General features: G+C 62.7%; 26 protein-coding genes. 23 read left to right on the forward strand and 3 right to left on the reverse strand.

From position 1 onward, the window contains the following. Positions 1 to 31 precede the first annotated feature (31 nt). The 5 genes from HNQ95_RS17400 to HNQ95_RS17420 all read left to right on the forward strand — a co-directional run bounded on the left by HNQ95_RS17400 (position 32) and on the right by HNQ95_RS17420 (position 4,751). Entirely contained in the window at positions 32 to 1,864 is a 1,833-nt protein-coding gene (locus HNQ95_RS17400) for an ABC transporter ATP-binding protein (RefSeq protein ID WP_154384460.1), read from the forward strand. 182 nt (positions 1,865 to 2,046) lie between these two features. Next, positions 2,047 to 3,000, forward strand: a complete 954-nt coding sequence (locus HNQ95_RS17405; protein WP_154384461.1) for a DUF1403 family protein — start codon at positions 2,047 to 2,049, stop codon at positions 2,998 to 3,000. A gap of 2 nt (positions 3,001 to 3,002) precedes the next feature. Further along, on the forward strand, positions 3,003 to 3,680 hold the full coding sequence (gene scpB / locus HNQ95_RS17410) for an SMC-Scp complex subunit ScpB (RefSeq protein ID WP_154384462.1): 678 nt from the start codon (positions 3,003 to 3,005) through the stop codon (positions 3,678 to 3,680). Positions 3,681 to 3,868: 188 nt separating this feature from the next. Beyond that, on the forward strand, positions 3,869 to 4,240 hold the full coding sequence (locus HNQ95_RS17415; protein WP_067967357.1) for an antitoxin Xre/MbcA/ParS toxin-binding domain-containing protein: 372 nt from the start codon (positions 3,869 to 3,871) through the stop codon (positions 4,238 to 4,240). Then, complete coding sequence (locus HNQ95_RS17420; RefSeq protein WP_154384463.1) at positions 4,233 to 4,751, forward strand: RES family NAD+ phosphorylase; 519 nt, start codon at positions 4,233 to 4,235, stop codon at positions 4,749 to 4,751. Before HNQ95_RS17415 ends, HNQ95_RS17420 begins: the two co-directional genes overlap by 8 nt. 170 nt (positions 4,752 to 4,921) lie before the next feature. Here HNQ95_RS17420 and HNQ95_RS17425 read toward each other — a convergent pair whose 3' ends face one another. Together HNQ95_RS17425 and HNQ95_RS17430 are read right to left on the reverse strand one after the other, a co-directional pair. Beyond that, a complete protein-coding gene (locus tag HNQ95_RS17425) occupies positions 4,922 to 7,339 on the reverse strand; it encodes a putative bifunctional diguanylate cyclase/phosphodiesterase (RefSeq protein ID WP_182574687.1) in 2,418 nt (805 codons plus the stop codon). Positions 7,340 to 7,349: 10 nt separating this feature from the next. Then, positions 7,350 to 7,880 (reverse strand): putative pterin-binding protein, encoded by a 531-nt coding sequence (locus HNQ95_RS17430; protein WP_182574686.1) that lies wholly within the window; start codon positions 7,878 to 7,880, stop codon positions 7,350 to 7,352. Positions 7,881 to 8,097: 217 nt separating this feature from the next. Between HNQ95_RS17430 and HNQ95_RS17435 the strand changes: the two genes are divergently transcribed. Continuing rightward, positions 8,098 to 8,469 carry a 6-pyruvoyl trahydropterin synthase family protein gene (locus tag HNQ95_RS17435; protein ID WP_182574685.1) on the forward strand — a complete coding sequence of 124 codons (372 nt, stop codon included), beginning with the start codon at positions 8,098 to 8,100 and terminating at the stop codon, positions 8,467 to 8,469. A gap of 36 nt (positions 8,470 to 8,505) precedes the next feature. Here HNQ95_RS17435 and ehuR read toward each other — a convergent pair whose 3' ends face one another. Continuing rightward, positions 8,506 to 9,915 (reverse strand): MocR-like ectoine utilization transcription factor EhuR, encoded by a 1,410-nt coding sequence (ehuR, locus tag HNQ95_RS17440; protein ID WP_182574684.1) that lies wholly within the window; start codon positions 9,913 to 9,915, stop codon positions 8,506 to 8,508. Positions 9,916 to 10,162: 247 nt separating this feature from the next. On the opposite strand from ehuR, the gene HNQ95_RS17445 reads away from it, so the two are divergent. From HNQ95_RS17445 to HNQ95_RS17525, 17 genes are all read left to right on the forward strand, one after another. Further along, the gene (locus tag HNQ95_RS17445; RefSeq protein ID WP_210283806.1) at positions 10,163 to 11,299 is read left to right on the forward strand and encodes an ABC transporter substrate-binding protein; all 1,137 of its coding nucleotides are present in this window, start codon (positions 10,163 to 10,165) and stop codon (positions 11,297 to 11,299) included. A gap of 116 nt (positions 11,300 to 11,415) precedes the next feature. Beyond that, positions 11,416 to 12,276: a branched-chain amino acid ABC transporter permease gene (locus HNQ95_RS17450; protein WP_067967374.1), complete on the forward strand. Its 861-nt coding sequence runs from the start codon at positions 11,416 to 11,418 to the stop codon at positions 12,274 to 12,276. A 25-nt stretch (positions 12,277 to 12,301) separates the two neighbouring features. After that, complete coding sequence (locus tag HNQ95_RS17455; RefSeq protein ID WP_182585816.1) at positions 12,302 to 13,321, forward strand: branched-chain amino acid ABC transporter permease; 1,020 nt, start codon at positions 12,302 to 12,304, stop codon at positions 13,319 to 13,321. After that, a complete protein-coding gene (locus tag HNQ95_RS17460; protein WP_182574682.1) occupies positions 13,314 to 14,084 on the forward strand; it encodes an ABC transporter ATP-binding protein in 771 nt (256 codons plus the stop codon). The genes HNQ95_RS17455 and HNQ95_RS17460 overlap by 8 nt, the downstream gene beginning before the upstream one ends. Further along, on the forward strand, positions 14,081 to 14,797 hold the full coding sequence (locus HNQ95_RS17465; RefSeq protein ID WP_182574681.1) for an ABC transporter ATP-binding protein: 717 nt from the start codon (positions 14,081 to 14,083) through the stop codon (positions 14,795 to 14,797). The genes HNQ95_RS17460 and HNQ95_RS17465 overlap by 4 nt, the downstream gene beginning before the upstream one ends. A gap of 9 nt (positions 14,798 to 14,806) precedes the next feature. After that, a complete protein-coding gene (locus HNQ95_RS17470; RefSeq protein ID WP_182574680.1) occupies positions 14,807 to 15,550 on the forward strand; it encodes an aspartate/glutamate racemase family protein in 744 nt (247 codons plus the stop codon). Between the two features lie 38 nt (positions 15,551 to 15,588). Beyond that, positions 15,589 to 16,497 carry an allantoinase PuuE gene (gene puuE, locus HNQ95_RS17475; protein WP_083948812.1) on the forward strand — a complete coding sequence of 303 codons (909 nt, stop codon included), beginning with the start codon at positions 15,589 to 15,591 and terminating at the stop codon, positions 16,495 to 16,497. A 25-nt stretch (positions 16,498 to 16,522) separates the two neighbouring features. After that, on the forward strand, positions 16,523 to 17,770 hold the full coding sequence (locus HNQ95_RS17480) for an allantoate amidohydrolase (RefSeq protein ID WP_182574679.1): 1,248 nt from the start codon (positions 16,523 to 16,525) through the stop codon (positions 17,768 to 17,770). An 89-nt stretch (positions 17,771 to 17,859) separates the two neighbouring features. Continuing rightward, positions 17,860 to 19,032, forward strand: a complete 1,173-nt coding sequence (locus HNQ95_RS17485) for an ArgE/DapE family deacylase (protein WP_210283807.1) — start codon at positions 17,860 to 17,862, stop codon at positions 19,030 to 19,032. 265 nt (positions 19,033 to 19,297) lie between these two features. Continuing rightward, positions 19,298 to 20,452, forward strand: coding sequence for a transporter substrate-binding domain-containing protein (locus HNQ95_RS17490; protein WP_182574677.1), 1,155 nt, complete (start codon positions 19,298 to 19,300; stop codon positions 20,450 to 20,452). Positions 20,453 to 20,465: 13 nt separating this feature from the next. Further along, a complete protein-coding gene (locus tag HNQ95_RS17495; RefSeq protein WP_067967401.1) occupies positions 20,466 to 21,074 on the forward strand; it encodes an ANTAR domain-containing response regulator in 609 nt (202 codons plus the stop codon). Positions 21,075 to 21,564: 490 nt separating this feature from the next. Beyond that, positions 21,565 to 22,812, forward strand: coding sequence for a transporter substrate-binding domain-containing protein (locus HNQ95_RS17500; RefSeq protein ID WP_182574676.1), 1,248 nt, complete (start codon positions 21,565 to 21,567; stop codon positions 22,810 to 22,812). 71 nt (positions 22,813 to 22,883) lie between these two features. Next, positions 22,884 to 23,774 (forward strand): urea ABC transporter permease subunit UrtB, encoded by an 891-nt coding sequence (urtB, locus tag HNQ95_RS17505; RefSeq protein ID WP_182574675.1) that lies wholly within the window; start codon positions 22,884 to 22,886, stop codon positions 23,772 to 23,774. Between the two features lie 25 nt (positions 23,775 to 23,799). Next, positions 23,800 to 24,960, forward strand: coding sequence for an urea ABC transporter permease subunit UrtC (urtC, locus tag HNQ95_RS17510; RefSeq protein WP_182574674.1), 1,161 nt, complete (start codon positions 23,800 to 23,802; stop codon positions 24,958 to 24,960). A 3-nt stretch (positions 24,961 to 24,963) separates the two neighbouring features. After that, entirely contained in the window at positions 24,964 to 25,758 is a 795-nt protein-coding gene (gene urtD / locus HNQ95_RS17515; RefSeq protein ID WP_154384473.1) for an urea ABC transporter ATP-binding protein UrtD, read from the forward strand. Then, positions 25,751 to 26,446 (forward strand): urea ABC transporter ATP-binding subunit UrtE, encoded by a 696-nt coding sequence (gene urtE / locus HNQ95_RS17520; RefSeq protein ID WP_154384474.1) that lies wholly within the window; start codon positions 25,751 to 25,753, stop codon positions 26,444 to 26,446. The genes urtD and urtE overlap by 8 nt, the downstream gene beginning before the upstream one ends. A gap of 50 nt (positions 26,447 to 26,496) precedes the next feature. Continuing rightward, the coding region (locus tag HNQ95_RS17525) for an urease accessory protein UreE (RefSeq protein WP_182574673.1) at positions 26,497 to 26,837 on the forward strand (341 nt) is incomplete at its 3' end.

The following is a 26,837-nucleotide window of genomic DNA, read 5'->3' on the forward strand; positions in this document are numbered from 1 at the left end:
AGCCTGTCGATCAGGTCAGGGAGGAGAGATAATGAGCGTTCAGGAAAACAGCCTTGGCCAGACCGTCGATCCGGTTCTGTCGGTGCAGAAACTCACGACCTCGTTCATGGTCGACGGCAAATGGAAGCCTGTCGTGCGCGACATCTCCTTCGATGTCGCGCCCGGCGAAACCGTTGCCATCGTCGGTGAATCCGGGTCGGGCAAGAGCGTGACGTCGCTGTCGATCATGCGCCTGCTGCCGCCCGACACCAGCCGCATCGAGGGCAGGATCGTCCTCAACGGCCGGAACCTGACCGACCTGCCCGAAGACAAGATGCGGCAGGTGCGCGGCAACGACGTCGCGATGATCTTCCAGGAGCCGATGACGAGCCTCAATCCGCTCTTCACCATTGGTGACCAGATCTCCGAGGCGCTGCTCTGCCATAATGCCATGTCCTTCGCCGACGCCAGGGCCGAGACCATCCGGTTGCTGGAAAAGGTGCGCATTCCCTCCGCCGCCTCGCGCTTCGACGAGTATCCGCACCGGTTTTCGGGCGGCATGCGTCAGCGCGTGATGATCGCCATGGCACTGGCCTCGCGCCCAAAACTGCTGATTGCCGACGAGCCGACGACGGCGCTCGACGTCACCATCCAGGGACAGATCCTCGACCTGATCAAGATGCTGCAGGACGAGCAGGGAACGTCGGTGCTGTTCATTACCCACGACATGGGCGTGGTGGCGGAGGTGGCCGACCGCACGGTTGTGATGTTCCGCGGCGATCAGGTGGAAACCGGTGCCACCGCCGACATCTTCCATCGCGGCAAGCACCATTACACCCGCGCGCTGCTCTCCGCCGTGCCGGTGCTCGGTTCGATGGAGCAATACGACCGCCCGCTCCGCTTTCCCATCGTCAACACCTCGACGGGCGAGTGCACACTGCCCGTGGAAAAACCCGATACGGTCGTTCGCGACAGACCGGTCCTGCAGGTGAAAAACCTGGTCAAGCGCTTCGACATCCCTACTGGCCTGTTCGGCCGGGTCGGCGGGCGTGTGCATGCGGTGGAGAACGTTTCCTTCGACCTGTTTGCCGGCGAAACGCTGTCCCTGGTCGGCGAATCCGGCTGCGGCAAGTCGACCACCGGCCGCGCCATCATGCGGCTGATCGAGCCGACCTCGGGCGCGGTCAAGATCGACGGCAAGGACGTCATTGGCATGGACAAGCACGAGATGCGGCAGATGCGCAAATCGGTGCAGATGATCTTCCAGGACCCGTTCGCCTCGCTCAATCCGCGCATGACGGTCGGCCAGGCGATTGCCGAGCCCTATCTCGAGCACAGGATGGGCACGGCAAAACAGGGGCGCGAGCTGGTCGCCGATCTGCTCAGCAAGGTAGGCCTGTCGCCCGACATGGCGAGCCGCTATCCCCACGAGTTCTCCGGCGGCCAGCGGCAGCGCATCTGCATTGCACGGGCGCTGGCGCTCGAGCCGAAAGTCATCGTCGCCGACGAAAGCGTCTCGGCGCTCGACGTCTCGGTCAAGGCGCAGGTGATCAACCTGATGCTCGACCTGCAGCAGAGCCTTAACCTAGCCTTCCTGTTCATCAGCCATGACATGGCGGTGGTCGAGCGCGTCAGCCACCGCGTGGCGGTGATGTATCTTGGCGAAATCGTCGAGATCGGCCCGCGTGCGGCAGTCTTCGGCAATCCGCAGCACGACTACACCAAGCGTCTGCTGGCGGCTGTGCCGGTTCCGGACCCCGATCGTCGCCACGAAAAGCGCATGTCGGCCGCGGACGAACTGAAAAGCCCGATCCGTGCGCCGGACTACCAGGTCCCGCTGCGCCAGTTCCGGGAAGTATCAGGCGGCCATCTGGTGGCAGTATAGCCGGGCGGCGTCGGCTGTGCAGTGTTGCGCGCAATGTCTTGGGAAAGGGGGCGGGTTGCCGGTCGCAATGACGGATCGTTCATTGCGGAAGGCGAGGTGAGCCATTTGCCCGGTGAAATGGCTGTGCGCTTTAGGCCGGCAGCCGTGGCAGTAAGCGCACTGCTCGAATACGCTCGTCAGCGATGATTCGAGCGATCCAACCACTTGCCGTTCCGCCTGCGCTGCCGCGCATGCCTGCGTGGGCGCTGCCGGATGGGCCAGTGGCCAGTGACGCCGATGCCGCGTTCTACGCGGGTGCTGCGCTGTGTGCGCTCGACAATCTGGTGCGCTCCGAGCCGGCCTGGGCCGGCAGCTGGCGCCAACGGCTGGCACTGAAATGTGCCGTCGCTGCCGTTCGGCTGGCCGGACGCACGGAGGAAGAGGCCGCATTGCGTGACGCCTGGTATCTGCGCCCGGCAAGCGGAGATCCCGGGCCTGCCGGCAGCATCCTCGGGGCATGGCGCCATCTGGCCTCGCGGCCGCCAACGATCGACGCCGGCGGGCTGGCGCAGATCACCGAATGGCTCGGCCTGCGCGTCGACGACAGGTACGACAAACTTGCCGAAACCGTCGAGGAACTGGCCGCGGGGGACAAGCCGGCTCCGCTGGCTGCGGCGGCGATCGCCGGTCACGTCGTTGCCGGTCGGGGAGATGCCGAACTCTTGGCCTGGTGGCTGGCCGATCTGGTTCTGGCGCGAAAGCTGGGCTGGTCCCGACCCGTGCCGCTTCTGGCCGCGCAGCTGTATTCCCCGGCCTTCCGTTCCGGCGACGGCCGCGGCAAACGCATCCGGCCTGGGGACGCTGCATTCGAGCGGGCGGTGTGTGTAGCTCTGGCAAACGGGGCCGGTGACGGCTTGAGGCTCGCGCTTGACATCGCCCGGCGCGCCGAGCGGCTTGCGGCGGCAACGCCGAAGCTGCGGGCGAAAGGAGCAGGCGAAGCGATCCGGCGATTGCTCGACGACGATGCCGTCCCCGGCACGCTGAGCACCCGCAATCTGTCGCGATTTGCGGCACGGCGTCTGTTCGAACGGCTGCAGACATTCGAAGCGGTGCGCGAACTCTCCGGGCGCGCCTCCTTCCGGCTGTACGGCCTGTAGCGATGACGGAAGCGCGCCGAAAGGACAAGGATCAGCCGACATTGCTCGACACCGAGCTCGAGCACCTGCCGCCGGAGCTGCGCTGGCGCGAATGGATGGGCCGGGTGGAGGCGGTGATCTTTGCCGCCAGCGAACCCGTACCGCGCGAGATGCTGGTTCGGATCGTAGGCAGGAATTGCAATCTCGACCTGATCATCGACGACATCAGGGCAGAGCTTGCCGGTCGGCCCTATGAGCTGGTTTCGGTTGCCGGCGGCTGGCAGCATCGCACCAAGAAGGCGTTTGCCGATGCCATTCGCGCGGCGACGGGGCAGGTCGATATGGCGCGCCCACTGTCGCAATCGGAAGTGCTGGTGCTGATGTGCATTGCCTATTTCCAGCCGATCACCCGAGGCGAACTGACGGCGTTCTTCGGCAAGGAGGTCAGCCGCGATCTGATCGGCGTGCTGAGGTCGCATGACTTCATTGCCTCGGGACCACGCAGTCCGACGCCGGGCGCGCCCTACACCTACGTTACCACCAAGACGTTCCTGTCGCAGTTCGGACTCGATACGTTGCGCGATTTGCCCGACTTCGAAGCGCTCGAAGATGCCGGGCTGCTCAGCAAGGAGCAGTTGCTTGCCGGAAATGTTGCCCTGGGACTTGGAGGAGCCGCCGAGGTCGACCAATCCGAGGATTGACCGCTTGCCTGCCATGACGTCTCTTCGTGGCGGAGGCGATGGCGCCTGCACGACATGCGTGAGGGAGCGGGTCGAGCAGAGTAACATGCACGCTGGCAATGACCTGGAGGTCATAATCCGGGCTTGAATTGGGCGCATGATGCGCACATATTGAACGAGTGGATATCAAAATACGTCAGGAACGTGTCATGGCAGCTCAGAGTTTGGGAATGTCGGCGGCCCATTTCGGTGAGGCCCGGTCGCAGTTTCTCTCGGCTCGCCGCGTGTCGGAACTGCTGGGTGTCACCCAGGCCGACCTGGCCCGGCTCGTTGGCGTTGCCCGCAACACGCTGACGGCGCGCTCCGGAGCACGCAAGGTCGACCAGGCGCTCAGCCCCGTTGTCCGCATCCTGGCGATGGCCGCCGAGATGGCGGGCGACGAAAGCCGCGCGGCGATCTGGTTCAAGCATCAGCCCATCCCGGGCTGGGCCGGCAAGACGGCCTATGACCTGGTCGGCGAGGGCAAGGCGGACAAGGTTCTGGCCTATCTGGAGGCGGTGCGCTCCGGCGTTTATGCCTGAAGCCGCCCTGCGTCAGCAGCGAACCTTGTGGCGGGCCTTCGTGCCGCGCTGGGCGCATATGCCGCTTTCGGGCGAGGGCGCTGCGCGTTTCGGCGGGCGCTGGAACCCGGTAGGATCGCCGACGCTGTATGCGGCCTGTGAGCTGTCGACCGCCTGGGCCGAATACAACCAGGGTTTTGTCCAGCATCCGGCGCTGATCGCCCAGCTCGAGCTGTCGGACGCGAGGCTGGCCGACCTGACCGATGCCGCGATGCTGGACGAACTCGGCATCGATGCCGGCATTCACAGATGCGAGTGGCGTTCCGATCTCGACGACGGCAGGGCACCGCAAACCCATCTGCTGCAGCAGCGCCTGCTCACCGAAGGCTTTGACGGCGTCGTCTATCCGTCCTTCATGTCGCCCGGCGGCAGTTGCGTAGCATTGTGGCGCTGGAACGGTCCGGGCCAGCCGTCGCTCAAGGTTATAGATCCTGATCAGCGCCTGCCCAAGACGCAGGCCTCCTGGCTTTAGGTGTGGTTGTACAACCAATCTTGCGGCCGACGAATCTGTGCTGTGACCACTGCATTGCGTCAAGGGGCGGAGCCACGGCGCGCTGTCTCAAGGCATGACATCTCGCTCGGCCCCTGCAACACTCAGCCATCTTCCAAAATCTTCGGCCGGGAACTTCCCATTGGAGCCTATTACGCCAGCGTCAGCTTGGCGCGCTGGTCTTCGAGATATCGCCTGAGCTGCGCAACCGACATTGGCGGACTGAAGAAGTGTCCCTGGACGGCGTCGCATCCGGTGGCCCGGACGATCAGCAGCTGTTCCTCGGTCTCGATGCCCTCGGCGACAGTAGTCATTTCCAGCGCATGCGAGAGATTCACGATCGCGCTGACGATCGCCCAATGGTCGCGGTTGCCGGCGATTTCGGCAATGAAGGAACGGTCGATCTTGACCTTGTCGACGGGGAAATTCCTGAGATAGCTGAGGGACGAGTAGCCCGTCCCGAAATCGTCGAGCGAAATCTTGACGCCCAGCGCATGCAGCCGGTTCAGGGCAAGCAGGGTTTCCTTGTTGTCGCCCAACAGCAGGGATTCGGTGATTTCGAGTTCAAGCCGTTCGGGGGCAAGGCCTGTCAGCTTTAATACGTTGGCGACGGTGTCGACGATGTTTCCCCGCCTGAACTGGCCGGGCGACAGATTGACCGCGACGTTGACGTTGCCCGGCAATTTGACGGCTTCCCGGCAGGCTTTTTCGAGGACCCAGGCGCCGAGCTGTACGATCAGGCCCGTGCTTTCGGCGATCGGGATAAACTCGTCAGGCCGGATCTGGCCACGCTGGCAGCCGGGCCAGCGCAGCAATGCTTCGACCACGGCGACCTGCTTGCTCTTGAGATTGACGATCGGCTGGAAAACCAGCTCGAACTCCTTGTCGAAATCGGCGCCCCTGAGGTCGAGTTCGAGCATGCGCCGGCGTTGCAGCCGGTCGTCCATCTCGGGCGCATAGAACTGGTAGCTGCCGCGGCCATCGCTCTTGGCGCGATAGAGCGCCAGGTCGGCATTCTTGACCATGTCGTCGGCAACCCCGTCACAATCCGAGGCAAGCGCAATTCCAATACTGGCGCCGATGACGACATGGTGGGCGTCGAGATGGTACGGTTCCTCGAGGGCTTCGATCAATCGCTGCGCCACATGCGCCGCATCCTCGCGTCCAACCGCCGGCTGGATGACGATGAATTCGTCGCCACCAAGGCGGGCAACGACGTCATATTCACGAACCATGCCCGAAACGCGGTTGGCAACCTCGCGCAGCAATGCGTCGCCGACGGGATGGCCGAGCGTGTCGTTGACGTTCTTGAAGTTGTCCAGGTCGAGGCAGAGGACCGCGGTGTCCTGGTGGTGCCTGCGGCCATGCGCCAGCTCCTGCTCCAGGCGCTCGCGCAGCATCAGGCGGTTCGGCAACCCGGTCAAAGGATCGTGGCGCGCCATATGGGCGATGCGCTCTTCCGAGAGATGGCGTTCGGTGATGTCCTCATAGGTGGCAACCCAGCCGCCTGAATCCATCGGCTGATGCAGGATCGAGACGATGCGGCCGTCGACGAGCTTCTGCAGCAGGACGCCGGGCTGGCCCTTTTCAATCAGCTGTTGCTGGGAGCGATGGGCAAGTTCGGCGCTGTGCTGCGTCGACGTTGCGGCATCGATCGACGCCTGCATGATCTGCTGGGGCGTGGTCCCAGGCGCAAGGCTATCGTCCGACAGACCGTACATGGCGGCGAATTTGCTGTTGCTGACGATCAGCCGCTGGTCGGCGTCGAACATGCAAAGGCCCTGGGACATGTTGCTCAGGGCGGCATCAAACAGGCCGTTCTGGGTGGCGAGCGCGTGGTTCGCGCCGAGCACCGCGGCATTGGCCGTCTCCAGGTCATCGGAGGTACGGCGCAGATCGTCATTGGCCGCATTGAGGGCATCGAATGTCTGCGTCAGCAACCGGTTGTGCCATCCCAGAAGCGCGATGAAGGCAAGGCTGCACAGGAAAAAGCCGATCGCCACGGCGGAGAAGCCGCTATGGAGGCGCAACAGCTCGTCGTCGACCTTGGCCGCCTGCACGGCGCTGTACTGGTTGGCCTCCGAGGCGAGGCCGATCAGTTCGGCCTCCAGCGCGCGCATCGACGTCAGTATGGATTGCGCCTGACCCGGGGCGTCGATCCTGGTGATGACGCTGTCCATGTCCGCGACGAATTTGGACAGCTGGGCGATTGTTGCCTTTCGCTCGGGCGCCTCGGCGACAAATTCCTCGAACTGGCCGGTGCTGAAGCCGCCGAGCCGGCTCTTCAGAATCTGAAAGCGAAGCTGCGTGTCGGCCTTGAGCTGATCGTTTGGCGAAGCAGCCAGCGTGGCTACCCGCTGGTAGAGGCGCAGATATTCGTTGACGCCCTGGCTGGCACTCCATGCCACGTCGTATCGCGAGAGCTTCCCGATAGATGCCTGACGTTCGAAGATGACGACGGACAAATAGGCAGCGGCGACAGCGAAGACGGCAATCGTGCCAATCAGCAGTGCCTTGAGCAGATGGAATGCAAATGCACGGCGGGATCCAGGCGCCAACAAAGCGGCCATGACATCTTCCCTACCGGATGATCAACCGGGCCAGCTGCCAAACCGAACGCGAATAGAACTTCTGGCTCTGAAGCTCCGGCTTGCTGTCATAGGGATAGACGATGAACAGCGGGCCCTTGTCGCTGACCTCCATGTACTGGCCGTCGCGCTTGAGCGCCAACAGCACGTTGTGGAGCGCAAAATCCTCCGTCGGGATCGTCGTCTTGTAGTCGTTGAGGGCAACGGCAACGGCCTCCTTGCCGTCGGCGCCCACGAGCTCCATGATCTTTTGGAGCTGAACGCCCTCGAACTTGACCATGCCCGTAAACCACGGCGTCGTGGTCTCGATCGAGGTGACGCCGAGCGCTTCGAGCATGTCGCGGTCAAACGAGGCCACACCATCGCCATTCGTGACGCTGATCTTGCCTTCGATGACAAGGATCGGGGTGCCTTTGGGGGCCTGCAGTTTGCCGTCTTCGGCCTGAGCCGACGACAGCGCGAAAAGTGCCAATGACGTCGCCACTGCCACTGCGCGGATGGTTGAAGACACAAGATGATTCATAGCACGTACTCCCCGGCACCGTCAGTTTGCATCGGACCATGCCAAAGGTCACTGAAAAACACATTAACGACGTTGAATATGCCACAATAATCAGCACGATATCGTGCATCAGCAAGTAGCAAGCGGATGTTTCTTGTTTTGATCGAATTGACCGGCTCAGAAGCCGGTGGCAGATATCCGGCACCAGGTTGAGCATGACGATGGGCAGGACGGCAAAATGATCGAGACTTACAAGGAGTTCACCTTCGAGGCAGCACACCAGCTGCAGCCTTTTTCGGGCCTCCACGGTCACTCGTTCCAGGTCAGCGTTCACCTCGTCGGAGACCCCGACCCGGTCTTTGGCTGGCCGGCCAATCTCTATGAGCTGGAGCAGCAGATAGAGGTCGTCCGGATGACCCTCGACCACAAATATCTCAACGAGATCGAGGGGCTGTCCGTGCCGTCGCTCGAAAATGTCGCGCGCTGGATCTGGGAAAAGCTGGAACCCCAGTTTCCGCAGCTCGATCGCGTGGCGGTTCGCCGGGGCGCGCAAGGTCAGGCCGAGGGTACGGTTTACAACGGACGCGCCCTGCAAAAGGCCCGCGCATAGCCGGCTCCAGCTTCCGCTCTCCGACAGCCTTGCCGGCTAGACATAGCCGATCGATTGCAGATCCATGTGCGGCTTGGGCTGCGAGTTGAGCAGGCCCATCAACCGGTTCAGGCCCAGCGCGATCTGCGGCAGGGAGTGTGCTGCTCCCAGGCACAGCCTCACCGCGTGCGGTGCGTGATCGCGTTTCACGGCAAAAGCGTCGGCGGTGATCACCCTAACGCCCTCGCGCAGGGCTGTGGCGGAGAACGAATCCATTCGCCAGGGTTCGGGAAGCTGCAGCCAGAGGTGATAGCAGGATGTGGACGCGTGCTCCGCATGGTGGCCGAGGATCCGATGGGCCACCTCCTGGCGCTCATGCGCCTGGTTGCGGTGCCAGGCGATCAGCTTGTCGGCATAGCCGTTTGCCATCCAGTTGGTCACGATCGCCGCCATGAACGGTGGCGACATCCAGTTGCTCATGGTGACGATCTCCTGGACGGAGCGGCTGAGCTTGGCCGGTACCACCAGGAAGCCGATACGCAAGCCAGGCGCCATGCTCTTGGAGGCGCTGGTGAGGTAGATGGTTCGTTCCGGAATGAGAGAGGCGAAGGGCCGCGGCCGGTTCTCGGCAAGGAAGCCATACACGTCGTCTTCGATGATCCAGAGACCATACTCCTCGATGATCGCGGCGATCTCCCGCATCCGTTGCTCGGACATGGTGATCGTCGTCGGGTTCTGCAGAACGGGCATGCAATAGAGCGCCTTCGGCCGCTTGGTCTCGCAGAGTTCGCGCAAGGCCGCAGGATCCAGACCCTCGTGGTCCATTTGAACCGCGGCGAGAGTGATGCCGAGCTGATGCGCGATGGCCCTTGCACCCGGATAAGTCAGCTGTTCCGTGGCAATTGACTCGCCATGGCCGGCCAGCGCCATCATGCTGATCAGAAGGCCGTGCTGTCCGCCATTGCAGATGATGACATTGTCCGGATGCGCCCTGATCCCGATACCCTCCAGCCATTGCGATGCGACGGCGCGGTGCGAGATCATGCCCGCGCTGGGCTGATAGGTGAGAAGCGCGTCGAGCGAGCCTGACCGCGACAGATCCTTCAGGGTCGACCTGAGGATTTCGTCGGCTTCACCAATGGCGGAAAGGTTCAGTCCGAGGTCGATTACCTCCGGTTGGGGTTTTTCCGGCACCACCAGCCGGGTGATGTCGTCGCGATGATTGTCGAAATCGTTGATGAACGTGCCGCGGCCGACCTCGCCGACGACGAGGCCTCTTACCGCCGCCTCGGTGTAGGCTCGCGCAATCGTCCCGACCGTCACGCCCAGCCGATAGGCGAGGTCGCGGTGCGGCGGCAGCTTCTCGCCGGGCTGCAACTGACCTTCGGCTATTCCGCGCTCGAGCGCATCGCAGATCGCCACGTAGATCGGCCCGGCGCCCTTCCTGATCTCCGGCTTCCAGTTCATGCGGCTCTCGCTACTTTGACACCGTGTCAATGAAATAATTGACACCTTCAAGTGCCAGACATACGCTCAAATAACAACAAAAACAAGGGAACATAACTGCGTAATCTGAGCATATTGAACCAATTGACATGGGTTCAATTGCAGATGAAGGCCGAGTATCACAATGGAGGACAAGATGATTTTGCGTCAGCAGAGACAAAGTGCCCTGCGCAGGGTGCTTATATTAGGAACGGCAACCGGAGCATTGGTGTTTGGATCTTCGGCATATGCCGAAGAAACTCTGAAGATCGGTGCCCTGGGCGTGATGAGCGGGCCGTTTGCCGGCTGGGGTGGCGTCATGTGCCAGACGTTCAAGTCACGGGCCGGCATGTGGAACGACGACGGCGGCGTGGCGATCGGTGACAAGACCTACAAGATCGAGGTCGTGTGCGTCGACGACAAGGGCGATCCCAAGGGCGCCCAGACCGGTGCCGAAAAGCTGGTGTCGGAAGGTGTCAAATATATCCAGGGGCCGAACACTGACTCCACGGCGGAAAGCGCCAAGACCGTCATGGAGGCGAATGGCACGGTCAACATGCCCTACGCCTTCTCCAAGTCGCTCTACAAGGCACCTGCCTCCCAGTCGATCCTCGGCATGGTGGCATCTTACCAGGTCGGCCCGGTCATCTACAAATGGCTGATGGACAACAAGGGCGTGAAGAAGATCGCCTTTGTCTCCGAAAACAACGCCGATCCCATCAAGCAGCGTGACGAAGGCTCAGCCGGCGCCAAGGCGCTCGGCCTGGAGGTCGTCTCCGACCAGGAAACCTACGAGTCCGGCACCACCGATTTCTTTCCGATCCTGACCAAGGTGATCGGTACCTCGCCGGATCACATCGTGCTTTCAGGCGTATCGCCCTCGGATGTCGGCCCGCTGATCAAGGCGGCGCGTGAACTTGGCTTCACGGGAACCATGAGCACCGAGACCGGGCAGGACCCGAAGGCCATCTACGAAGTGGCCGGAGACGCGTCGAACGGGTTCATTGCCGCCGGCGGTGCCAGCACCGAGGCGATCCGCAGCGACTTCATGGTCAAGTTCATCGAGCGCTACACCAAGGACTGGGGCGAGTGGAACGATGTCGCCGGCCTCTATGTCTACGGTCCCGAGATCATGATCCAGACGCTGCAGAGCGCCGGACCCAAGGCGATCGAGGACACCAATGTGTTCAAGGCGGCACTCGACGGCTTCGTCGGCAAGAACCCGTTCCTCAAGGACGGCGGCGAGTTGAAATATGTCGGCCGCACCGACTACGGCCAGCCGCGTCAGGTCTCCGTGCCGATCGTCGTGCAGCAGGTCGAAAACGGCGAATACAAGCCGCTGTTCGTCGGAAAACTCCCTGACTGACGAACACGGGCGGCGGTTCGCCCCCAATGACCGCCGCCCGCACTTCCCTCGCATGAGGTCCGCATGACGCGGATCGCGAATGGGCGGAAGGTCCATCCTCGCACAGGAGACTTCGCATGACGCAGGTTATGCTCAATGCACTTGTCGTCGGAACGACTTACGCGCTGATCGCGCTCGGCATCACCATCATTTTCAGCATCATGAAGGTGGTGAATTTCGCCCATGGTCAGCTCTACATGATCGGCGGGTTCGTCGTTTACTACTTCAATGTCGTGTTCGGGCTGCCGTTCTGGTTCGGCCTCGTCATGTCCTTCCTGATCGTCGGCCTGCTCGGCGTGGCCATGGAGCTGTTCCTGTTCCGGCCGGTGATGCTGCGCGTCAAGCGCGAGGAGGTGACGATGCTGCTGGCCATGGGCACGGCGGTGTTCCTCGAAAGCCTGGCGCTGATCGTCTTCGGCGAAAAGCAGCGTGGCGTTCCCCCAATCGCAACCGGCGTCATCGAAGTTTTCGATGCCAGGCTACCCACCGGACGCATCGTCGTCATCGTCGTCGCAGCGATGCTGATCGCCGCCTTGATGGCCTTCATCGGCTACACCAAGACCGGCCGGGCGCTGAGGGCCATGGCACAGGACCGCGAGGCGACCGCTCTTCAGGGCGTCAATCTCAAGTGGCTCTCGGCCATGGGCTTCGGCCTCGGGACCGGCCTTGCCGGCCTGTCCGGGGGCCTGCTCGTGGCAATCTTCGCCGTCCACACCGGCGCCGGCACGGCCATCTCGATCAAGGCATTCCTGATGATCATGATCGGTGGTGCAGGCGTGCTCTCCGGCGCCATCCTTGGCGGCTTCGTCCTCGGTTTCCTCGAATCCGTCGGCTACGCGCTTTTGCCGGGCTCACTGACCTTTCTCATCATCTTCCTGATCGTGATCTGCTTCCTCATCGTGAGGCCGAACGGGATCATGGGTAAGCCCTGGGGCTGAGACGACCATGCAAAAGACCATATCCATGCCAAATGTGAACCTGTCCCCAAGCGAGCAGCGAAGCTCCTCGCTGAAGCCCATCGGGCTGGGGCTGCTGATCGCGGCAGGTTACTTCCTTGCCATTCCGCTGGCCTTCGGCGCCAATGGCTACCTGCTCAACGTGTTCACCACCATGGCTGCCGTCAGCTTCATCAGCTTCGGTGTCTGGCTGACCTTCGCCATCGGTCGCATCAACCTTGCCCAGGCGGGATTTGCGCTGATCGGCGCATACGTAACAGCCATCCTGGTGTCGCGACTCGGCGTCTCGTTCTGGATCTGCCTGCCACTGTCGGGAGCCGTCGCGGCCCTGCTCGGTGGCCTGATCGGCTGGCCGGTGCTGCGTCTCAAGGGCGTCTATTTCGCCATGATCACGCTCTGCATCACCGAGGCCTGCCGCCTGACTGCGTTGAGTTTTCCGGCTCTGACCAATGGCGCCCAGGGCATCGTCGACCTTCCGCTTCCCAGCGAATTGTCGTTGTTCGGCCTGACCATCATTCCGGCCTTCGAAAAGGGCGCGCGGCTGCCGTTCTTCTACCTCGCCGGCACGCTGATGCTGCTCGGCCTTTGGTTCATGTGGCTTCTCGACACCAGCCGCGTCGGCGCCGTGTTCCGCTCGCTCAGGCAGAACGAGGATTTGGCGTCGAGTCTTGGCATCAATGTCGCCAAGTATCGTGTCGTCGCCTTCATGGTCAGTTGCTTCTATGCCGGTGTCGGCGGTGCCTTCTTCGCCACTCTGCAGCAGAACGTCTACCCCACCACTTTCCAGGTGCTCGATAGCGTCTACTTCATGGTCTACTGCTTCGTCGGCGGTCTCGAATTCGTCGTTGGCCCGCTGGTCGGCGCCGTTGTCATGATGAGCAGCTTCGAACTCCTTCATGAGTTCCAGCGCTATCAGACCGTCATTTTCTCCGGCCTGATGATCCTGTGCATCCTGCTCATGCCGAACGGAATCCTGAGCGTCATCAAGCGGCGCTCCGCCAAGCTGGAGGAGGCGTCCAATGCTTGAAGTTCGCGGATTGACCAAGATCTTCGGCGGCCTGACCGCAGTGAACGACCTGAACTTCACGTTGGATGCGGGCGAGATCCTTTCCATCATCGGCCCCAACGGCGCCGGCAAGAGCACCTGCTTCAAGCTGATCGCCTCCTTCCTCAACCCGACGAGCGGAACCGTCCGTTTCAACGGCAAGGACATTACCGGCATCGGACCGCATGCGGTTGCCCGCCACGGCATCGTCAGGACGTTCCAGGAAAACACCAGCTTCCAGGACATGACCGTGCGCGAGACGGTGCTGCTCGGCTACCACAAGGACTGCAAGGCCTCGCTCGCCGGCATGATCTTCCGGACGCCGCGCGCCAGGAAAGACGAGCGGGAAGCCGGCGAATACGCCGATCACGTACTTGACCTGCTCGGCATGGCACATCTTGCCAATACGGTGTCCGCCGCCTTGCCGCACGGCATGCTGCGCAATCTCGGCATCGCGGTAGCGCTTGCTGCCAAGCCAAAGCTCATCCTGCTCGACGAGCCGTTTGCCGGGCTGAACTCGGACGAGACCAAGCGCGGCGTCGAGCTGATCCGCAGAATTCGCGACGAGGGCGTCACGCCTTTCCTGGTCGAGCACGACATGGCCGCGGTGATGTCGGTCAGTGAACGCATCGTGGTCGTCAGCTTCGGCAGCAAGATCGCCGAGGGCACGCCGGCGGAGATCCAGCAGAACGAGAAGGTCATCGAGGCTTATCTCGGCGCGGAAGACACGGAGATCGGCCTATGAGCGCGCAATTCTCGATCCGGGACCTCGCCGTCTCCTATGGCAGGGTTCGCGCCGTCAAGGGTGTTTCCCTCAATGCCGGCGAGGGGGAGATCATTTCCCTCATCGGCGCCAACGGCGCCGGCAAGTCCTCCATCCTGCGCGCCATTACCGGCCTGACCGCGCCTGAGAGTGGTGAGATCTGGTTCGACGGCGAGCGCATCGACGGCAAGGGACCCGACCAGATCGTGGCACGCGGCGTGGCGATGGTGCCGGAAGGGCGACGCATCTTCCCGTTCATGAGCGTGCGCGACAACCTTCTGATGGGCGCCTATCGTCGCAAGGACAATGCGGGTGTCGCTGCCGACCTCGAAGGCATTCTGACCCGGTTTCCCCGCTTGCGCGAGCGCATCGGCCAGCAGGCCGGCAGCCTGTCGGGCGGCGAGCAGCAGATGGTGGCGATCGGTCGCGCGCTGATGTCCAAGCCGCGGCTTCTGCTGCTCGACGAACCGTCGCTCGGCATCGCGCCGATCATCGTCCGCGAGATCGCCCGCTTCATCACCAGCATCAACCGCGACAATGGCGTCAGCGTCATTCTCGTCGAGCAGAACTCGCGCATGGCGCTCAAGCTCTCCAGCCACTCCTATGTGCTCGAGACGGGCAAGATCGCCTTGTCTGGGCCTTCGCATGAACTGGCCGAGAACGACGACGTCCGCCGCGCCTATCTCGGCGGCTAGGGGCAGGTCATGAAGATCGAGATCATCAATCCCACGACCACTTCCGCATTCGCCAGGAAGAACCTGGCTGCAGCGCAAGGCGTTGCCTCGTCGGGCACCGAGATCCTGTCAGTCTCGGTCGAGAGCGGCCCGCCGTCGATCGAAAGCCACTATGACGAGGCGCTGAGCACGATCGGCATCCTCGAGCGTATCCGCGAGGGAGAGAACGCCGGTGTCGACGGCTATGTCATCGCCTGCTTCGGCGATCCCGGCTATCTCGCCGCCCGCGAGATCGCGCGCGGGCCGGTCATCGGTATCGCCGAGGCGGCCTTCCATGTCGCCAGCATCGTGGCGACCCGCTTCTCCGTGGTCACCACGCTCGCCCGCACCAAGATCATCTGCGAGCACCTGCTGCAGGTTCACGGCTTCGAGCATCAGTGCCGCAAGGTCCGGGCTTGCGGGCTCGAGGTTCTCGAACTCGAGGAGACCGGCATGGCGGCCTGCCGTGACATCGTCGAGGAATGCCGCCGCGCCGTCGCCGAAGACGACATCGGCGCCATCGTGCTCGGCTGCGCCGGAATGGCCGACCTGGCCTCGCATATCCAGGAGCAGATCGGCGTTCCGGTCATCGAAGGCGTTACCGCTGCGACCAAGCTCATTGAAGGCATCGTCGCCCTGAGGCTCGGCACCAGCAAATTCGGTGACCTCGCTTATCCGCTGCCCAAGCGGCTGAGCGGATCGGTCAAGCATCTTGAAATCGCACCGCGCGACTAGGCCGGCGTCCGTCTGGAACAGGTAGAAAGGATCGAACAATGTCATACCCCCGCGATATGGTCGGCTACGGCAACAGGCCGCCGATGGCCAACTGGCCGAACGGCGCCAAGCTCGCGCTGCAGTTCATCGTCGCCTTCGAGGAGGGGTCCGAGAACTGCGTCCTGCACGGCGATGCCCATTCGGAGAACTTCATCTCCGACATCATCGGCGCGCCGCAACTGTTCGGCGTGCGCAACATGAACATGGAGTCGCTCTACGAGTATGGCACGCGCGTCGCGTTCTGGCGGGTGTTCGACGAGTTCAAGCAGCGCGGCATCAACACCACTGTTCTGGCCAACGGCCTGGCGCTGCAGCACTACCCCGAGGCCGGCAAGATCATGCACTCCCTCGGACACGAGATCGCCAGCCACGGTTGGAAGTGGATCGACCACCAGTGGATGGGCGAGGACACCGAACGCGCCCAGATGAAGCTTGCCATCGACACCATCACGCGGGTGACTGGCGAGCGGCCGGTCGGCTGGTACACCGGACGCTGCAGCCCCAACACGCTCAAGCTGGTGGTGGAGGAGGGTGGCTTCCTCTACGATTCCGACACCTATGCCGATGACCTGCCCTATTGGGAAAACGTCAACGGCAAGCAGCATCTGCGCATTCCCTACACACTCGAAGCCAACGATATGCGTTTCGTCGCGGCCGCCGGCTTCAACTCTGGCGACCAGTATTTCACCTATCTCAAGGACACGTTCGACGTGCTCTATCGCGAGAGCGACAGGACCCCGCGGATGATGTCCACCGGGCTCCACCTGCGCATCGTCGGCCGCCCCGGGCGTTGGGCTTCGTTCCTGCGCTTCCTCGACTACGTCCAGAAGCACGAAGGCGTCTGGATCTGCCGGCGCGACGAAATCGCCCGCCATTGGCACAAGCACCATGCACCTGAGCGGCAGTAGCGGCGCAAGGCTCCGGGATAGCATCATGTCGACTTACCTCAACGAAACCGACGCCGGGCGGCGCATCATGCGGCGCTGCGACGAGCTTGGCAGCATCAGCGAGCCGGGCATTGGCGTGACGCGGCTCTATCTGTCGCCGCAACATCGCACGGCCGCCGAAACCATTGCCGGATGGATGCACGATGCCGGCATGGACGCGCGTATCGACGAGGCCGGCAACGTCGTCGGCCGCTACCATTCCGAAAGCGGCGGCGGGCCCTATCTCATTACCGGCTCGCATATGGACAGTGTCGTCCATGCCGGCCGCTATGACGGTCCGCTCGGCGTGGTCACCTCGCTCGACTGCGTTGCCGTGCTCAACGGTCGCGGCCGCCGCCTGCCGTTCGGTATCGAGGTCGTCGCCTTCAGTGACGAGGAAGGTACGCGGTTCCGGACGACGCTCGCCGGAAGCCGCGCCATCACGGGACAGTTCGGTGACGACCTGTTCAACGCCAAGGATGCGCAAGGCATCAGCCTTCGCGAGGCCATGATCGCGTTCGGTCTCGATCCCGAGGCCGTCGCCAGGGCAGCCCATCGGCCGGGCGACTTGATTGGCTATGTCGAGCTTCATATCGAGCAGGGACCAGTGCTCCAGGCCGAGGGTTTGTCGGTCGGCGTGGTGACCGCGATCAGCGGCCAGACGCGCGCCGTCGTGACGCTCAAGGGTGCGGCCAATCATGCCGGCACGGTGCCTATGGGCATGCGCAAGGATCCGCTCCTGGCAGCAGCCGAGATCGCGCTGGCGGTCGAGCGCATCGCCTCGGTCCATCCCCATACGGTGGGCACAGTCGGCTTCGTCAAGGCCGACCCGGGACTGATCAATGTCATCCCGGGCGAGGTCTCTTTGACCGTCGATCTGCGCTCGCAAGCTGACAGTGTCCGCCACGCTGCCTTCGACGAACTCGGCGTCGCTGCCTGGGCCATCGCGGCAAGGCGCGGAGTGGAGATCGACATCGACAAGATCCTCGATCTCAAGTCCTGCCCATGCGCGCCCGATTTCGTCGACCGTATCGCGGCCGCCGTCGAAGCGGCCGGAACGCGCCCTCTGCGCCTGCCCAGCGGTGCCGGCCACGACGGCATGGCGATGAGCACGATCACCGACATCGGCATGATCTTCGTTCGCTGCAAGGACGGCATCAGCCATTCGCCGGAGGAGTCGGTCACCGCGGCAGACGTTGCAACGGGGGCGGCTGTGCTCTTGCATTTCATCGAGAATTTTCAGGGAAAACCCTAATGGAACCGAACCCTATCGAAAAAAGCCCCGGCCTCGGTTCAGGGCGTCTGCTGGATTACATCCGTTTGCATCGTGACGACCAGGTGCGCATGCTGGCGGAGCTGGTCAAGGTGCCGTCTGACAACCCGCCCGGAGATTGCGCAGCGCATGCCGATCGCGCTGCCCAATTGTATGAAGGCCTTGGTTTCACCGTCGAGCGACACAAGGTGCCCGATGCGCTGGTTGCGAGCGTCGGCATGATCAGTGCCACCAACCTGATTGTCCGCCATAGGTTTGGGCCCGGTCCGACGATCGCGCTCAATGCGCATGGCGACGTCGTGGCGCCTGGCGAAGGCTGGACCGTTGATCCCTACGGCGCCGAGATCAAGGATGGCTGGATGTACGGCCGGGGTGTGGCAACCTCGAAGTCCGACTTCGTCACCTATGCCTATGCGCTGCTGGCGCTGCGCGCATTGGGCGAGAAGCTGTCGGGCACGATAGAGATCCACCTGACCTACGACGAAGAGGTCGGCGGCGACATTGGCCCGCTCTACTTGCTGCAGCAGGGGCTGACCAAGCCGGACTATGCGATCTGCGCCGGCCTGTCTTACGGCGTCGTCACCGCCCACAATGGCTGCCTGCATCTCGATATCGACGTCCGCGGCAAGTCGGCCCATGCGGCGCGGCCCGAAACGGGCATCGATGCGCTGGAGGCGGCTACCCACATACTGAGCCGGCTCTACTCGCTGCGCTCGGGCTTTTCCGAGCAACGCTCGTCGGTCGAAGGCATCACCACGCCATCGCTGGTGGTTGGGCTGATCTCGGGCGGCATCAACACCAATGTCGTGCCCGACAAGATCGTCATGCGCGTCGACCGCCGCATGATCCCGGAAGAGAATGGTCCGGAGGTGGCGCGTGACCTGATCGCCTTCATCGAGGCGACCGCACGCGAGATGCCGGGCGTCGAGTGCCACGTTCGCCAGCTGATGCTGGCCGATCCGCTGAAGCCGCTCGATGGGCAGGAGCGGCTGGCCGGTGCCTTGCAGCGGCATGCCTCGGAACTCGCCGGCGAGGCTGTCCCGACGCATGGCGTGCCGCTCTACACCGATGCACGACACTACAGCAATGCCGGCATTCCGACCGTGCTTTATGGGGCCGGCCCGCGCACCATGCTCGAGGCCAATGCGCACCGCGCCGACGAGAAGCTCAAGATCGACGACCTCGTGCTTGCAACCAATGTGGTGACGCTGGCGCTTTACGACATGCTCACCGGCAACGCCTGACGACGTGGCTTAGGCATTCGAACAAGACGGAAGGCGGTGATGGATCGCCTTCCTGCCGGCTGCTGCTCGGAACACATCTGCCGCGGACACTCCTCGCCTGCGTGGCAGAACTGCAGAGCCGCGTTGCCTTTCCCGAGCTGTCAGGATATCTCTATGGGACTGGAAACAGTGGCGTTTCCCAAATCTCCCAAAGCAGACTCCGCCCGGCTCGCGCCGATGACCGGGCAGTATTCTATCGACCTGCTCAATAGGTGGCTTATAGCGCATGGCGACTGGTGACTGGCGGATTGGCGTCCTGTTTTCCAACAGTGGAGTGACCGCGGCGGCCGAGACGGCCGAAGCGAACGCGACGCGCCTTGCCATCGAGGAGATCAACGCAGCCGGCGGCGTTCGCGGGCGGCAGATAAAAGCGGTCTTCTACGATCCGGAATGTTCGGCCAAAAAGTATCAGGAACTCGCCGTTCGCCTTCTCGCCGAGGACGGCATCAAGGTCATCTTCGGCTGCTACATGTCGTCGGCGCGCAAGGCCGTCCTGCCAGAAATCGAAGCCTATCGCGGTATGCTGTTTTACCCGACCTTCTATGAGGGGTTCGAGTATTCGACGCGTTGCTTCTATACCGGTTCGTCGTCGAACCAGAACGCGGTCCAGCTTGCGCGCTATCTGATCGACAACTACGGCACGCGCTTCCTGCTGGTCGGCTCCAACTACGTCTTCCCCTACGAGTACAACCGCGTCGTCATGGACCTGGTGATGAGAGCCAAGGGGACCATTCTCGACGAGCTCTACGTGCCCGTTGAACCGGCGCGCAAGGATTTCAATCGTGTCATCAAGCAGATCAGCAAGCTGAAGCCCGACATCGTGGTGTCGACGGTCGTCGGCACCGGCGCAGTCATGCTCTATGAGGCCTACAAGGAAGCCGGTTTCGACGTCGCCACCATGCCGATCGCCAGCCTGACGACCACCGAAGCGGAGGTCGCGGAGATGGCACCTGACATCGCGGCAGGACACCTGACCTCGGCGTCGTTCTTCGAGACGCTGGACACGCCGCAGGCGCGCCAATTCGTATCGTCCTTCAAGCAACGGTTCGGCGCCGACGCCCCTGTCACGGCGAGCGCCGAGGCTGCCTATTTCCAGGTTCATCTTTACGCCAAGGCGCTGGAGCTTGCCGGCACGGACGAACCGGAAGCGCTGGCCAAACATCTCGCCGGGCTGGAGTTCGACGCGCCGCAAGGGCGGATACGCATCGACCCCGACAACCACCACACCGAATTGTGGTCGCGCATCGGGCGGGTCAATGTCGAAGGCAAGTTCGACATCATCTGGCAATCCGAGACGAGGATAAGGCCCGACCCCTACTTCGTCACGGCGTCATTCGATGATTGGATGAGCAAACCCCATCAGCTGAAACGCAAGGCTTAGCGGATCGTTCTCGGTGGCAACCAGCATACTCCAGGACCTGAAGGGCTTGCGTGTCCAAGTCATCCACCCGCCGGATGCGGCGGGATTGGCGCTGGTCGAACATCTCAGGCGTATCGGCTGCAGTTGCGAAACGACCTGGCCCTTGCCCGATGCGATAAACCCATCGGCGGTGGTGGTGCTGGTTTCGATCGAGCAGGAGAACCGCGACAAGATCTTGAGCCTGTTCCGGCCGGTGGAGCCATCCGATCCCGCCTTGATTGCGGTCGTCACCTATGAGGATCCGAGCACGCTGCAGGTGGTGCTGGAGTGCGGGGCGCTGGCGGTCATCGAGCGGCCGATACGCCCGTTCGGCCTGTTGACCAATCTGACAATCGCGCGCGCGCTCTGGCTCGAGCGGCAAAATGCCAGCAAGCGCATCCGCAAGCTGGAGCGCAAGCTGGCCGGCAACAACCGCATCCTACGCGCTAAGAATATTCTCATGGAAACGCAAGGGCTTAGCGAGCAGGACGCGTATGAGAACATCCGCCGGCAAGCGATGGCGAAGCGCGTGCCGATGGACGATCTGGCAAGCGCGATCATCAACGCGCATGAGCTCTTGACGTTCAAGGACATGCGTGACTAATATGAAAAATAATTGACGCCGGGTGAACCTCGGATGTCGATACGGTGTGAGACAATGCGGTCCGCACCGAGTGGCTATGTAGCCCGCAAACTCCTCGTCGGAGTTGGCGGGCTTTTTTGTTTTTCGGCTTCCGACAAGGCCGTTGGCAGCCGTTGGTTCGATCTGCAGCACTTTCTTGACGCTCTTTGGTCAGCGCGTGCGAACGCGTGCGCGGCATCGTTTTGTCCGTGTTTGGAAGCATGCTGCTCCACTTGTGAAAGGGTTCGTTCCGTAAAGCCGAAATAACAATGAAACTATTAGAAATAGTAGTTTGTTACTCTGCGTCGATTTGGATGTGGAATGAAGAATGTATTCGTCAATGCACTTATACAGAATAAAATATACTTATGAGTGTATTGACTATTAGGACGTTCTAATAAAGCGTGCAGGTGGTCGCGAATGGGGCGGCTTCACAAAAACCAAACGCACAACGATGCGAACAGGAGGACCTATGAAGAACCATGATCGGCGTACGTTTCTGAAAGCGTCGGGCCTCACGGCCATCGGACTGGCAGCTCCTTCGATCCTGCGTCTGGGCGACAAGGCCTGGGCAGCCGACGAGATTCCCGTCGGCATCATGTATTCGCTGACCGGGACCACCGCGATCGTCGAGAAATCGATGAACCAGTGCGCCCAGATGGCAATCGACGAAATCAACGCCAAGGGCGGGGTCCTTGGCCGCAAGCTGCGCGCGATCATCGAGGATCCGGCGTCCGAACCGCGCATCTATAGCGAAAAGGCCCGCAAGCTGACGATCGAGGACCAGGTTCCGGTGATCTTCGGCTGCTACACCACCGCCAGCCGCAAGGCGGTGCTGCCGGTCGTCGAGCGGCGCAAGGGCCTGCTCGTCTGGCCGACCTGGTACGAAGGCGAGGAGTGCTCCAAGAACGTGCTCTATGCCGGTTCCGCGGTGCCTAACCAGCAGCTGGAAAACTCGTTGCCGTGGCTGCAGAAGAGCCTGGGCAAGAACAAGGTGTTCATCGTCGGCTCCGACTATGCGTTTCCGCGCGGCATGGCCAAGACATCGAAGACGATCTGCGAAAAGATCGGCATGCAGGTGGTCGGCGACGAATATCTGCCGCTCGGCCACACCGAGTGGGCGTCGATGGTCTCCAAGATCGGCGCGAGCGGCGCTGACGTGATCTTTTCCAACGTGGTCGGCGACTCGATCGTCGCCTTCTACAGGGAGCTGCGCAACCAGGGCTACGATTTCGACAAGCTGCCGCTCTGCGCCTCGACGACGACGGAGGTCGAGATCAAGGCGATGGGCCCGGAATACGCGCTCGGAAGCTATGTTTCGCTGCCCTATTTCCAGACCGTCGACACGCCTGAGAACAAGGTCTTCGTCGAGGCGTTCAAGGCCTATGCCGGCCCAGACGCCGTGACCCATGCCGCGATGGAGGCGGTCTATATCGGCGTCAACATGTGGGCGATGGCGGCGGAAAAGGCAGGCGACCTCGCGCCCGATGCGATCGTTGCCAATGCCGGCGGGCTGTCCTTCGCCGCCCCCCAGGGCAAGGTCACCATCGACCCCGACAACCTGCACAGCTACCTCACGCCGCGCATCGGCAAGACCCGCGCCGACGGCCTGCTCGACATCGTCGACCAGTACGCCGAACCGCTGGTGCCGCTGCCTTACTCCAGCGTCGGCGAGACCGCCGAGAAGCGGGTCTGCACGACGAGTGGGGCGACTCTCTAGTCCCTGACTGCCAGCTGTGCCGGCACGGATTTCGTGCCGGCACGCCCCCGACCAACGCGGATGGAAGCGGCATGGAAACTTTTGTCATCGGCCTGAGCATCGCATCGATCTTGTTCATGGTCGCCCTGGGCCTGGCGATCATCTACGGCACCATGAACGTCATCAATCTCGCCCATGGCGAGATGGTGATGATCGGCGCCTACACCACGGTGCTGGCAACCAAACATCTCGGCTTCAACATCTATCTCTGCCTGCCGCTGGCGTTCCTGGTGACGGCGACATTCGGGCTGATCATCGAACGCACCGTGGTACGCAGGCTCTACGGCCGGCTGCTTGATACATTGCTGGCGACGTGGGGCATTGCGCTCATCCTGCAGCAGCTGATCCGTATACATTTCGGGCTCGGCCTGTTCGGTGTCGAGATCGATGGTCTGGGCTCCGACCTGCAGAACGTCCCGGTTCCCGCCGAGCTCCAGCAGGCCATTCAACTGTTCGGCGCGAACATCCCGGTCTACAGAGCCTTCGTCTTCGTCACCGCGCTGGCGCTGGGTGCGATTACCTGGCTCCTGATGTTCAGGACGCGTTTCGGCAGCCAGTTGCGCGCCGTCTCGGTTGCGCGGAATACCGCCGCGGCCTGCGGCATCAACGACAAGCGCGTCAACATGCTGGCCTTCGCCTATGGCTCCGGCCTCGCCGGGATCGCGGGGGTTCTGGTGTCCGGCTTCAAGACCGTGTCGCCCGACATGGGCACGCCCTATGTCGTCGACGCCTTCCTTGTCGTCGTCGCCGGCGGTGTCGGTCATCTGCTCGGCACCTTCGCCTCGGCAGGCATTCTCGGCGAAGTCCAGAGTTTCGTCGCCACCTGGGCAAACGACGTTTACGGACGGACGGTCCTGTTTGCCGTCGTGATCTTCATTCTCCTCTTCAAGCCTCAGGGCCTCTTTGTCACCAAGAGCCGCTGAGCTTGGCTGCAACATGGACGAGCGCATGACTTACCGCACCGCTTCCATCATCGCCTACATCGCCTTCTTCGCCGTTGTGCTCGCGCTTCCGCTGGTGCTCAACAGCTTCTGGACCAACCGCGTCGCGATCTATCTGGTCTATTCGATCTGCGCGATCGGCATCAGCATGTCGTGGGGCTATGCCGGCATCCTCAGCCTCGGGCAGGGCCTGTTCTTCGGCATGGGCGCCTACATGCTGGCGATGTCGCTGACGCTTGCCGTGCCGGAAAACAATCCGGTGCCGCAGCTGATGCTGCTCAACATGGAACCGAATGCGGTTCGTGACCTGTGCTGCGTCACGACAGGTTCGTTCCTGTGGATCCCGTTCCGGTCGGTCGCGGTCGGTATGATCGCGGGCATCGTCGTGCCCTGCATCCTCGCCGCCGCCATCGGCTACGTCATGTTCAAGCGGCGCACGACCGGCGTCTATGTCAGCATCATCACGCTGGCCTTCGCGGTGATCGGGCAATTGCTGATCATCAACAACCAGCCGCTGACGGGCGGCTTCAACGGCCTGGCCGACCTCGCGCTGCTGGAGATCGGCGGCTTCGAATTCGACCCCTACGGACCGAGCGCCTATTATGCCGTCGCACTCACCCTGATCGCGGTGATCCTGCTCGCCCGCTACATGCTGACCGGGCGCATCGGCCAGGTGCTCAAGGCCATTCGCGAGGATGAGGCGCGCGCGCGTTATCTCGGCTACGACGTCGAGAACTACAAGCTCTTCATCTTCTGTGTCTCCGCCGGCGTCGCCGGCCTGGCCGGCATGCTCTTCACGGTCACGTCGGAGTTCGCCACGCCGTCGCTGATGGCGACGTCGCTCAGCATCTCGATGGTGATCTGGGCGGCGACCGGCGGCCGCGCCTCGTTGCTCGGGGCCTGCATCGGAGCGCTGATCGTCAACTTCGTCGGCTCGCTGGCCAGCGAAAGCGCGACTTTCCAGCCGGTGTGGCCTATCATCCTGGGGCTGCTTTTCGTCGTCGTCGTGCTGTTCATGCCGAACGGAATAGCCGGGATCTTCAAGGCTTTCATCGATCGTCCCGGCAAGGCTGAGCGTCTCGGCGGAGCCAAGCTCTCCGGCAAGACCGAGCGCCCCGACAAGGCCGATCTTCTCGTCAAGTCTGAGCTGTCGGCAAGGGAGGCGTAACCGATGAATGCCGTTCATAGGCCATCCCAAGCAGGCGCGGTGTCGACTGCACCGATCCTGCGGACACAAAACCTTACCGTGCGCTTCGATGAGTTTCCCGCCGTGCGCGACGTCGACCTGTCGATCGCCGATGGCGAGCTCAGAGTGATCATCGGCGCTAACGGCGCCGGCAAGTCGACCTTGCTGGATCTCCTGTGCGGCAAGACGCTGCCGTCTGAAGGCGAGATCTGGCTGCGCGACCGCAACATCACCGGCATCGGCGAGGCCGCAATCGCCCGCAGCGGCGTCGGTCGCAAGTTCCAGACGCCGACGGTGTTCAAGGACATGACGGTGCTGGAAAACCTGCAGGTGGCGAGCAATCGCCGTGTCCGCGTCTTCGAGAACCTGTTCGAGCGGGTGAAAGGGAGGCCGAGCGACAAGGAGGTAGCGGTTGCCGAGCGTACCGGGCTTCTCGGCTCGATGAAGCGCAAGGCCTCGGAGCTGTCGCACGGCCAGCTGCAATGGCTCGAACTGGCGATGGTGCTGAGCCAGGAACCCAAGATCATCCTGCTCGACGAGCCGGCCGCCGGCATGACGGCGGCCGAAACCGACAAGACGGCGGAGCTTTTGCTCGATCTCGCCGGCGGTCACACCGTGTTGGTGATCGAGCACGACATGGCCTTCGTCCGCCGCATCTGCCGGACCATCACCGTGATGCACCAGGGGGCTGTGCTCGCCGAGGGGACGGCCGAGGAGATCGAACGCAACCCCGCAGTGATAGAGGCCTATCTGGGATCGGCGACACTCAGCCATGCTTAAGTTCAAAGACCTCAACGCGTTCTACGGAACGAGCCACATCATCCACGATCTCAACCTTGAAATCCGCGAGGGCGAGGTCTTCTGCATCATGGGCCGCAACGGCGTCGGCAAGACGACGCTGCTGCGCAGCCTGCTCGGCATCGGCGTGCAGACCAAAGGCGCCATCGAGTTCGAAGGCGCCGACATCAGCGGCGACCTGACCTACCAGCGGGCACGGCGCGGCATCGGCTACGTGCCGCAGGGGCGCGAGATCGTGCCCGGGCTCAGCGTGCTCGACAACATACTGCTCGGCTGCAACGCCCGCGCCGACGGCCAGACGTCGGTGCCGCCGCTGGTCTGGACGCTGTTTCCGTTCCTGAAGGATCACCTCCACCGGCGCGGTACCAACCTCTCGGGCGGACAACAGCAGCAGCTGGCCATTGCCCGCGCGCTTGCCACCGACCCGAGCATCCTGGTTCTCGACGAGCCGACCGAGGGCATCCAGCCCAACATCGTCGAGCACATCGAAGAGGCGATCGTGTCGCTCAACCGGGACCATGGCCTGACCATCATCCTGGTCGAGCAGAAGATACGTTTTGCCCGTACCGCGGCGCACCGCTTCGCCATCCTCGAAAAGGGACAGATCGCGGCGGCCGGCGACACCGCCGACCTCAGCAACGAACTGATCCACAAACACATGGGCCTTTAGCCGCGAAGGCGGCTGGGGGCCTGCAGGTCAAGCGCAGAAAGGATTTTGAGATGCTCCGAGTTGAAGGCGTGCTTGGCAGCCGAAGCGATCCGGCAATGCATGAGGCGATCCATCATCTCGAACACCACCACGCCGTGGAGTTCGTGACGGTGGCCGTCGGCGATCTCGACCGCCGGCGGCTGATGGCGCGAACCGACAAGGGTGAGGAGGTGGCGATCACCTTGCCGCGCGACCAGAAACTGCATGACGGCGCCGTGCTGGTGCTCGACCATCATCGCGCCGTGATCGTACGCGCTGGCGAGCAGCGCTGGCTGAGATTCACGCCGCGTTCGGCAAGCGACGCGCTTGAACTCGGCTATCACGCCGGCAACCTGCACTGGCGGGTGCGTTT

The sequence above is a fragment of the Aminobacter ciceronei genome (assembly GCF_014138625.1).
GTDB classification, from domain to species: domain Bacteria; phylum Pseudomonadota; class Alphaproteobacteria; order Rhizobiales; family Rhizobiaceae; genus Aminobacter; species Aminobacter ciceronei.